This is a genomic window from Sphingomonas bacterium, from assembly GCF_903644055.1.
In the GTDB taxonomy this organism is placed as follows: domain Bacteria; phylum Pseudomonadota; class Alphaproteobacteria; order Sphingomonadales; family Sphingomonadaceae; genus Sphingomonas_I.
This window is the reverse complement of sequence record NZ_CAHJXD010000243.1, coordinates 1-8398: the sequence shown is the minus strand read 5'-3', so window position 1 is coordinate 8398 and position 8398 is coordinate 1. Positions and strand designations below refer to the sequence as shown.

Below are 8398 nucleotides of genomic sequence, written 5' to 3'. Positions count from 1 at the left end.
TGGGGGTCCGCGCCGGATCGGCGGGCTCATAAGGCTCGTAGCGCTCGGCCGCGGCTTCACGCCCCGCCATTTCTGCGCGGAACCGCAGAGCGAGCGCATTGCCGTCCAGCCCGAGCAGCCGGGCATAACTCTTGACGAACCCCGCGCTGTACGTCGCCGCGGGCAGGCCATCGTGCGCACCGGCCTCGATCGCGGCGAGATGGCGCTTCGGAATGCGCGTGCGATCGGCGACGTCGATGAGCGCCAGGCCCTGCGCCTCGCGCGCATCACGAAGCTCGGCGCCAACGTCCCGCGCGCCGCCAAACTCCGGATCGGTCGACACTTCCTCCATCGGCGGCCTCTTCGCTGCCATGCGATGCTTAACCTCGATCATCGAGACTTAACAAGCCCATGTCGGCAACTAATCGTTACACGCTTCAACCCACCCGCACGTCGTTTGCCGCCGCCCACGCGATCAGGGCCGCGCGCATGTTTTCGGGCGGGCGGGCAAGCAGCCCCGGCATCATGGCGCGAAGCTTGCCGAGATCGAGCGACCGCAGCATCGCCTTGACCGGCCCCACCGCCGCCGGCGTGATCGAAAGCCGATCGATGCCGAGCCCGACCAGCGCCATCGCCTCCAGTGGCCGGCCGCCCATCTCGCCGCACAGCCCGACCGGCACGTCGGCGGCGATGCATTCACGCGTCACCCGCGCGATGAAGCGCAGGATCGAGGGGCTCAGCCAGTCATACCTTTCGGCGAGCTTCGGGTGCGCGCGATCGGCGGCGAACAGGAATTGGGTCAGGTCGTTGGTGCCGATCGAGATGAAGTCCAGCTTGGGCAGCAGCAGATCGAGGCTCTCCGCCAGCGCCGGCACCTCCAGCATCGCGCCGTAGCGGATCGCCAGCGGCGGCTGCCGCCCGCGCTTGAGCACGCGGGCGCGCTGCTCCTCGAACAAAGCATGCGCCTGATCGAATTCCCACGGCTCCGAGATCATCGGGAACATCACGCTCAGCACGCGTCCGCTCGCCGCCTCGACCAGCGCCGCCGCCTGCGCCTTCATCAGCGCATCGCGCTCCAGCGCCAGCCGGATCGCGCGCCAGCCCATCGCGGGATTTTCCTCGTCGATCGCGTCGCTGGCCATATAGGGCAGCACCTTGTCGCCCCCGACATCGACGGTGCGGAAGGTGACGGGCTTGTCGCCCGCCGCCTCCATGATGTCGCGATAGACGCGCGCCTGCCTCTCGCGCTTGGGCAGCTCGGCCGAGATCAGGAATTCGAATTCGGTGCGAAACAGCCCGATGCCGTCCGCCCCCGTCGTATCGAGTGCCGCGACATCGTCGCGCAGGCCGGCGTTGACCATCAGCGTCATCCGCTGGCCGTCCAGCGTCACCGGCGGCAGATCGCGCATCGCATTATATTCGGCGCGGCGTTTCTGGCTGACGGTGAGCTGGGTCTCGAAGGCCTCCTCGATCGCCGCGTTCGGGCGCGCCAGCGCATTGCCCTGCGTCGCATCGAGCAGCACGAGATCGCCCTCGGCGATCTGCCGCCGCGCATCGCGGACGCGGCCGAGCACGGGCACGCCCATCGCGCGCGCGACGATCACGACATGCGCGGTCAGCGAACCTTCCTGAAGGATCACGCCCTTCAGCCGCCGCCGATCATATTCCAGCAGCTCGGCCGGCCCCAGGTTGCGCGCGATCAGGATCGTGTCCTGCCGCAGCCCCAATTGCGCGGCGGTGCCGAGCTGGCCCGAGACGATGCGCAGCAGCCGGTTCGAAAGATCCTCGAGATCGTGCATGCGATCGGCAAGCAGAGGATCGTCGATCTCGCGCATCCGCATCCGGGTGCGCTGCTGGACGCGCTCGATCGCCGCCTCGGCGGTCAGCCCGCTGTCGATCGCGGCATTGATCCGGTTGCGCCAGCCCTCGTCGTAGGCGAACATCTTGTAGGTCGCGAGGATGTCCTGATGCTCGCCCGCCGCGCCGAAATCGGCCTGGCTCATCATGCGATCGATCTGGTCGCGCATCTTGTCGAACGCCGAATAGACGCGGTGGCGTTCCGCCTCGACGTCCTCGGCGACGGTATGCTCGACCAGCACGCGCGGCTGGTGGAAGACGGCGTGCCCTGCCGCCATGCCCTCGACCAGCTTGAGGCCCGTCATCCGCGCGGTGGCGGGATCGCGCGTATCGGGTCCGCGCGTGCTCGCCTCGTCGACGAGGCCCGCGCCCGCGATCAGCTCGGCCAGCACCATCGCCACGGTCTGCAGCGCCTCGATCTCGACATCGTCGTAGCGGCGCGGATCGGCATGCTGGATCGAGAGCACGCCGATCGCGCGCTCGGCGCGGACGATCGGGACGCCCGCGAAACTGTGATAGAGTTCCTCGCCGGTCTCGGGCTTGTAGGCGAAATCGGGATGGCTGGTGGCCTCGGCGAGGTTCAGCGTCTGATTGTCTTCCGCGATCGTGCCGACCAGACCTTCGCCCATCGCGAGCTTGGTGACGTGGACGGCCTCTTCCTTCAGGCCGCGCGTGGCATAAAGCTCGAGTTCGCCCTCGCGCAGCAGATAGACCGAGCAGACTTCGCTATCGAGCGCCTCGCCGATGATCTGGACGACATTGTTGAGCTTGGCCTGCGCGTTGGCGCGCGCGGCCATCACATCGTGCAGGCGGACGAGGATTTCGCGCGCGGCGGTGGTGGCGGAGGCGGCGGCCATGCCGCGGCGCTACCAGAAAGGCCTTGGAGGGTCCAACCCGCCCCGGCCGGCCTCTGAGAGTCCTTTGGGCGGCACCGGCCCGCACCCCCACCCGACCTCCCACAGTGTATCCTAATGGGAGGTCGGGTGGGGGTGCGGGCCAGTGCCGCCTGAAACTCGCTCTTCCGCGAGTTTCCAAACAAACGTTCAAAAGGTCAGGCGATCAGGGCCATCGTCGTATGTGCGATGACGATCAGCGCGGCCCACAGCGCCGTCGCGCTGGCGACGATGAAGGTCAGCGCGCGGCGTTGCGACCAGCGGTCGGCATGCGGCTCGGCGAGCACGCCGGCATGCTCGCTGAGCAGATTCTGGAGCGCGCGCGCCGGCATCTGCCCGGCCACGACCGTGCCGCGCGCACCCGCCGACGGCGCTTCTTCCGGTGCTGACCATTCGATCTTGTGCTTCGGCGCCGCCATGAGGCTTCCCTTCCTGTCCGCACCCTGCTTGTCGTCTTCCGGCGTTATGTTTCGGTTAAACCCCATGGTTGACGCGACGGAAAGATTCGGCCCTGTCTCGCCATGGTACGGAGGGCTATGGCGCCCGCCTGCATTCACTTTCAGACGGGCCGGGACGAACGCAATGGAGCAAGCGGGCCACCAAGGGCATCACGGCCACGATCATGCGCACGGCCATGATCATGAGGGCCACGATCATCACGGGCATCACGATCATACCGCCGGCGCCAGCGCGGGCGCGCTGCGAATCGCCCTGTGCCTCAGCGGGTCGGTGCTGATCGCCGAGCTTTTCGGCGCCTATTTCTTCAACAGCCTCGCCCTGCTGTCCGATGCGGCGCACATGCTGACCGACGTGGCCGCGCTGGCGATCGCGCTGCTGGCGATCAAGATCGGTACGCGTGCCGCCGATGATCGGCGCAGCTTCGGCTACAAGCGGCTCGAAATCGTCGCCGCCGCCTTCAACGCGCTGATGATGTTCGTCGCCGCCGCTTATGTCGTCAGCGAGGCCGTCGGCCGCTTCCGCACGCCCGAACATGTCGCGACCGGGGGCGTGATGGCGGTCGCCGTGCTGGCGCTGGTCGTCAACCTGATTGCGATGCGCCTGCTGATGGGCGGACGCGGCGAGAGCATGGCGATGCGGAGCGCCTATCTCGAGGTATTGGCCGATGCGATCGGCTCGTTCGGCGTCATTGTGGGCGCGGCCCTGATCTATTTCACGGGATGGCTGTGGATCGATCCGGTCGTCGCCATCGCGATCGCGCTGTGGATCCTGCCCCGGACCTGGAGCCTGCTCTCCGATACGATCAACGTGCTGCTCGAGGGCGTCCCCAAGGGCATGAGCCTCGCGGAAATCCGGGGCGCGATCGCGGCGGTCAGCGGCGTTCGCGATGTCCACGATCTTCATATCTGGTCGATGTCGACCAACGAGGTGAACGGCACCGCGCATGTCGCGGTCGAAGCCGATGCGGATAGCGACAGCGTGCGCCGTGCCGTCGCGCACCTGCTGCAAGAGCGCTTCGCGATCGGCCATGCGACGATCCAGACCGAGCGCGAACCCTGCTCCGCCGAGGCTCGGCTTCACCCCTGATTGCATCTTCACCCCAGCTTAAAGGCTGTCCTGCTCAAGGCCGGGGTGACGAGAGTATAACGTCAACAGGACAGACTCTAAGCCGGTTTGCCGACCCGGCCCGAGCGTTCGAGCTTGCCCCAGCCGACCCACGGGCCCCGTACCGCCGCCGCCACCGCGCGCAGCACCACCGAATACATGATCTGGCGATAGACGAAGCGCTGCGCCAGCAGCAGGAAGAGCGGATAGCGTTTCTCGCGCGGCTCGAGCTTGTAGGCGATCCAGCCGCAGATCGCGTCGACCGCGGTGAAGCCGATCCAATAGACCGCCATGCGGATCACGTCGGTGTGCGTCTGCGCCCAGCCGTGCTGATCGATTCGGACGATCGTCGCGACGATCGAGATGGCGAGCGCGAGATCGATCAGCGGCGAGATCAAAGCGAAGCCGATCTGGAACAGCCATGCCTGCGGAATGCCGACCAGCGCCAGCCCCGCCGGGCGTCGCTCGCGCAGGATGCGGCGGTGCTTCCACAGGCATTGCAGCGTGCCGAACGCCCAGCGGAAGCGTTGCTTGGCGAGCGCCCCGAAGCTTTCCGGCGCCTCGGTCCAGGCCACCGCATCGACGTCATATTGCACCAGCCAGCCGGCGCGCTGGATCGCGATCGTCAGATCCTGATCCTCGGCGAGCGTATCGTGCGGATAGCCGCCGACCGCATCGAGCGCCGCGCGCCGCCACGCGCCGACAGCACCGGGCACCACGGTGATCGCATCGAAGCGGCTGAGCGCGCGCCGTTCGAGATTTTGCGCGGTGACATATTCCACCGCCTGCCAACGCGTGACGATGTTGACGCGGTTGCCGACCTTGGCGTTGCCCGCGACCGCGCCGAGCTCGGGATCGGCGAACCAGCGCGACAGGTGCGCGATCGTCTCCGGCTCGAAATGCGTGTCGGCATCGAGCGCCACGATCACCTCGCCACTGGCGAGCTTCATGCCTTCGTTGAGCGCGCGCGCCTTGCCGCCATTCTCCAGCGTCAGCAGGCGGACGCGCGATTCATCGGCGAATGCGGCCGCCACCAGCGCGCTGGTCTCGTCCTTCGATCCATCGTCGATCACGATCACTTCCAGCTCGACTTGCCGGCTGGCGAGCACGCGCCGCACCGAGGTTTCGATCACCCGCGCCTCGTTGAACGCCGGGATCAGCACCGAGACGAAGCGCCCGGTATCGATCTCCGGCGGCACGGGCCGGTTGCGCCTGAGGTTCGATCGCACCGCCAGCACCGCCAGCAGGATCGCGCGCGCCATGCCGAGGAAGATGGCGATGAAGAACAGGAATTTGAGCAATTGATCGATCGCCGCAAGGATCAGGAAGATCGAGACATCGAACCGAACCGCGACCAGATCCGGCCCGTTGATTATGGGGTTGACCGCTGCGGGCGAAAGCCCCGCGAGCTGGGAGACGGGCACCAGTCTATAGCCCCGCGCGCGCAACTGATCGATCAGGATCGGCAGCGCCGCCACGGTCTGCGCGCGATCGCCGCCCGAATCGTGCAGCAGCACGATATTGGCCGATTTCTGCTCGTCGCCATCCTTCACCGCCTGCGCGCCGGCCTCGATCGCCCTGATCGTATTGTCGATGATCGCCTGCACGCCGGGCCGCGTCCAATCGTCGCTGTCGGCATGCAGGCCGACGCTGACATAGCCCGCCTTCTGCGCGATCAGGATCGGCCCGAGCTCATCCTCGGTGGTCGGCTCGGCATCGCCGAAATAGGGCGCGCGGAAAAAGCGCATCGCGCGCCCGGTATAGGCCTCGACCAGCCGCTGCGTGGTGTTGAGCTCGATATGCACGCCGCGCGGGCTGACCTGGGCGAGGTTGGGGTGCGTGTAGCTATGGTTGCCGATCTCCGAACCCTGATCGAGGATGTCCTTGAGGATCAAGGGATGGGCGAGCGCATTTTCGCCGACCACGAAGAAGGTGGCGGGCGCGTTCTTGTCGCGCAGGATTTGCAGGATCTGCGGGGTCCATCTGGCATCGGGGCCGTCGTCGAAAGTCAGCGCGATCTGATTGAGGGAATAGCCCGTCCGGTTGACCACATAAGGCGTCGGATAGGCGGCATAATGTTCGTCGCGGATCAGCCCCAGCGCGTCGGCGGTCGCGGTGCGCAGGCCCTCGGTCGGCGTCGCGTCGATATGGATGATCTCGCCATTGCCCTCGACATCGACGTTGCCGAGCGACACGATCCTGCCATAGGCCGGCGGCCTGTTGCCTTTGGCGAGCGCGGCGAAATTCTCCCACATGCCTGGATCCTCGCCGCCGAGCCGCCACAAGGCGTAGCCGGAGACCCCCATCGCCTTGGCGGCGCGAAGCTGGTTCCAGGCGCTCGCCGCGTCGAGCATCCAAACATGGTGCACCGCGCCGTCGTCATCGCGATAGTCGAAGGTGGCGTTCCCGCTCGCCGCGTCGAAGCGCGTCGGCGCCTCGCTGTCGTGCGCGATCAGCCAGGCTTCCTCGTCGGTCAGCGATTCGGCGTCGGTCCGGCCGTCCTTCCAGTCATAGGCATAGTTGCCGACCGTCACGATCGCCTTGTCGCGGCCGACCGCGGCGACCGTCTGGCGGAGATGCTGGACGAACCACGGCTGCGACGCGACCGGGCCGGCATCGCCGCCTGGATAATGCTCGTCATACAGCATCAGGAAGAGCTTGTCGGCGACCTTGGCATAGGCGCGGATATTCCAGTCGGGATCGTCGACGGGCACCGCCAGCGTGACGAGCAATCCCCTGGGATGGAAGCGCGTATGCGCCTCCGCGATGAAGCGGCGATAGAAAGGCTGCGCGCTCGGGGGCAGTTCCTCGAAATCGAAGGTCACGCCGCTCGCATTCTCGCGCGTCAGCATGATCTGGACATAATCGAGCAGCCGGGCGCGCGCCCTGGGATCACGGAGCAATCGCGCGGTGTTCGGGCCATCCCATTGGCCGTCGACGGCATTCTGCACCATCGGCAGGATGCGCGGCCGGCGCTGGCTGGTCCGCAGGACGGCGCGCAGATTGGCGTTGGGCTTGTAGCTGAACAGGTGGTTCGGCCCGATGATCGAGGAGATCGCCGGCACCAGCCAGTCGATCTCGCCGATGTGCGCCGCCAGGCTGGCGCGGCTGGCATCGTCCCACGGCACGTAGAAAGCGACGACCACGGGGCGCGTCGTCGGGGCGATCGCGGGCCTGCCGCCGGGCATCCACGACGTCAGCGCGCGCACCCCGCGCCCGACCGCGTGACGCAGATGCGCGACCTGCGCGCCCAGCGCGCGCGGCTGCTCGCGCTCGAAGCCCAGCTTCAGCGGATCGGGCGCGGGCACGTTGACGATCGTCGCGCCGAAACCGAGCGCCGCGCAGGTGAGCAGGACGATCAGCGCCCACAATATGCGCTTGGACCATCGGCGGCGGCGGCCGCTGGGATCGTAGAAGATGGGGCGTTCCATGCGATCCTTTCCAAAATCCCTATTGTCCGGCACGATGCCGCGCAAGGCGGCGCCGCTTTAACGCTCCCGCAACCGACGCGCGGTATGACGCCCGCATCATGGTCTCCCAAGTCGAATCGAAAGACGCGCGCCGCGCCGAACGCCGCCGGACCGCCGCGCCCAGCACATTGCGCGCCGATGCCGGCGGGCCGGTCGATGCGATCGTCAGCGACGTCTCGATCACCGGCGCGCGGATTTCCTGCGCGGCCGAGCTGCGCGTCGGGCAGGAGGTGACCGTCGGATTGGCGAGCGTCGGCGCGGTACGCGGTATCATCATGTGGCGCCGCGATACCAGCTACGGCCTCGCCTTTGCCCAGCCACTCGCCGAGGAAGCCGCGGCGCGCGCGTTCACGGCGCCGACGGTCGTCCAGCTCGTCGGCCGCAAGCGCAACGATGCCGGTAGCGAAGAGGCCGGGGAAGATAGCGCCGAGCATGATCTCTATGCCGAGGGCACCGGCTGGCTTAGCGCGCTCGGCTTCACCATGGTCGCAGGCGCGGTACTGGCGGCGGCGCTGCTGCGCGGAATGGGCTGGTAGACGCGCCGGCGCATGGTGCCAGTTGGTCGGGGAGACAGGATTCGAACCTGCGACCCTCTGGTCCCAAACCAGATGCGCTACCAGGCTGCGCCACTCCCCG

6 protein-coding genes and 1 tRNA gene are annotated in these 8398 nt (G+C 67.3%); 2 read left to right on the top strand and 5 right to left on the bottom strand.

Annotated features, from left to right (window positions below; translation table 11 throughout):
• The 3 genes from HUU94_RS10760 to HUU94_RS10750 all read right to left on the bottom strand — a co-directional run.
• Positions 1–352: helix-turn-helix domain-containing protein (locus HUU94_RS10760; RefSeq protein ID WP_174275080.1), on the bottom strand; the 352-nt coding region annotated here is incomplete at its 3' end.
• A gap of 64 nt (positions 353–416) precedes the next feature.
• Positions 417–2693 (bottom strand): phosphoenolpyruvate--protein phosphotransferase, encoded by a 2277-nt coding sequence (ptsP, locus tag HUU94_RS10755; protein ID WP_174275079.1) that lies wholly within the window; start codon positions 2691–2693, stop codon positions 417–419.
• A 194-nt stretch (positions 2694–2887) separates the two neighbouring features.
• Entirely contained in the window at positions 2888–3148 is a 261-nt protein-coding gene (locus HUU94_RS10750) for a hypothetical protein (protein WP_174275078.1), read from the bottom strand.
• A gap of 163 nt (positions 3149–3311) precedes the next feature.
• Between HUU94_RS10750 and HUU94_RS10745 the strand changes: the two genes are divergently transcribed.
• On the top strand, positions 3312–4274 hold the full coding sequence (locus tag HUU94_RS10745) for a cation diffusion facilitator family transporter (RefSeq protein ID WP_174275077.1): 963 nt from the start codon (positions 3312–3314) through the stop codon (positions 4272–4274).
• Between the two features lie 77 nt (positions 4275–4351).
• Here the strand turns inward: HUU94_RS10745 and HUU94_RS10740 are convergent, their stop codons facing one another.
• On the bottom strand, positions 4352–7723 hold the full coding sequence (locus tag HUU94_RS10740) for a glycosyltransferase (protein ID WP_174275076.1): 3372 nt from the start codon (positions 7721–7723) through the stop codon (positions 4352–4354).
• A gap of 98 nt (positions 7724–7821) precedes the next feature.
• On the opposite strand from HUU94_RS10740, the gene HUU94_RS10735 reads away from it, so the two are divergent.
• Positions 7822–8298 carry a PilZ domain-containing protein gene (locus tag HUU94_RS10735; protein WP_174275075.1) on the top strand — a complete coding sequence of 159 codons (477 nt, stop codon included), beginning with the start codon at positions 7822–7824 and terminating at the stop codon, positions 8296–8298.
• Positions 8299–8321: 23 nt separating this feature from the next.
• On the opposite strand, the gene HUU94_RS10730 is transcribed toward HUU94_RS10735, so the two are convergent.
• Positions 8322–8398, bottom strand: a tRNA-Pro gene (locus tag HUU94_RS10730).

Excerpts from the sequence above, each read along its gene's own strand:
- ptsP (WP_174275079.1), bottom strand. The coding sequence starts at position 2,693 with ATGGCCGCCGCCTCCGCCACCACCGCCGCGCGCGAAATCCTCGTCCGC.
- HUU94_RS10750 (WP_174275078.1), bottom strand. The coding sequence starts at position 3,148 with ATGGCGGCGCCGAAGCACAAGATCGAATGGTCAGCACCGGAAGAAGCG.
- HUU94_RS10745 (WP_174275077.1), top strand. The coding sequence starts at position 3,312 with ATGGAGCAAGCGGGCCACCAAGGGCATCACGGCCACGATCATGCGCAC.
- HUU94_RS10740 (WP_174275076.1), bottom strand. The coding sequence starts at position 7,723 with ATGGAACGCCCCATCTTCTACGATCCCAGCGGCCGCCGCCGCCGATGG.
- HUU94_RS10735 (WP_174275075.1), top strand. The coding sequence starts at position 7,822 with ATGGTCTCCCAAGTCGAATCGAAAGACGCGCGCCGCGCCGAACGCCGC.